This window comes from Falseniella ignava, from assembly GCF_002847645.1.
Taxonomy (GTDB): Bacteria; Bacillota; Bacilli; order Lactobacillales; family Aerococcaceae; genus Falseniella; species Falseniella ignava.
Window position 1 is genome coordinate 1 of sequence record NZ_PKHE01000040.1, and the last position, 1250, is coordinate 1250.

At 36.4% G+C, this 1250-nt stretch carries 1 protein-coding gene; it reads left to right on the top strand.

What is annotated here, in order from left to right:
• Positions 1 to 106 precede the first annotated feature (106 nt).
• Positions 107 to 1159: an IS30 family transposase gene (locus CYJ57_RS07685; RefSeq protein ID WP_006701261.1), complete on the top strand. Its 1053-nt coding sequence runs from the start codon at positions 107 to 109 to the stop codon at positions 1157 to 1159.
• The last annotated feature ends 91 nt before the right edge of the window (positions 1160 to 1250 follow it).

Here is a 1250-nt window from a genome sequence, read left to right on the forward strand (position 1 = left end):
GGTGTGTTGTAAAATGAATTGCAACACTCAGTAATTTCTGAAATACAAAAAGACATGAAGATTCGTTATACTTAAATCACCACAAAATAAGCAAAGGAGAATCTTCATGTCCACAAATAATTATAACACAAATCAGAACCGATCATTTACTCATTTAGACTTTAAAGAAAGACAGCTAATAGAAAAATGGTTAAATGAAGATATTAGTAAAGCAGAGATAGGCAGACGCCTTGGACGTAACCGCTCCACAATCCATAGAGAAATTAATCGGGGCACTGTAGAACAGATCAAGCAGATTAATGGCTATAATAAGAAAGTCACTGTGTACTACTCAGATTCCGGTCAATCTGTTTATGAAAATAGACGTTTAAAGTGTGTCCGCAAAAAGATTGTTTCTTTCTCGAGCGCTTTCTTCTCTGCGCTGGAGGATGCCTTCACTAAAGGATTGTTTAAAGGTAAACAGCGGCTCTACAACATAAAGACATTTATAGCTCTTTATAGAAAAAAGCATCCTGTAGAGAATATACCAACGTTTAAAACCGTCTATTCATATATACGTCAAGGTCTTTTGTCTATCAAACCACATGACTTACCTGTCATGTATCGTCTGAAACCAAGAAAAAACCAGCATAGTAACCCTAAGGGTAAAAACAAAAGAATCCTAGGTACCAGTATCACCGATCGTCCAGAGGACGTCTTATCAAGAGAAACATTTGGACACTGGGAAGCTGATCTGGTTAAAGGGAAGAAAACGAAAAATGAACCGGCAATCATTACCTTGGTAGAGAGAAAAACACGCTATGCCATTACTAAGAAAATCAGCGACTATAAAAGTCAAACGGTTAAAAATGCCTTTGAAGAGATTCTAGCAGATAACCCTAACCTATTTGCTTCAATAACTTTTGATAATGGTTCTGAATTCTCCTTAATGTCTGAACTCAATACAGACGTATATTTTTGTCATGCCTACGCATCCTGGGAACGGGGCTCAAACGAAAACTTCAATAAACTGTTGAGGGAATTCATCCCTAAAGGAAAATCCATCCATCTTTTTTCAGAAATGGATATCGATCAAGCCACTCAGGCAATCAATAAAAGGATTAGAGAAGTGATAGGGCTACGTTCATCAGAAGAGTATTTTCAACAATGTCGTATTTAAATTTTTTCTTCTCCTAGGGGAAGAAGTAAAGAGATTTTAAGTTCATCGAATCATGTAACAGAAAGTGTTGCATTTAACTTTACAACTCAAG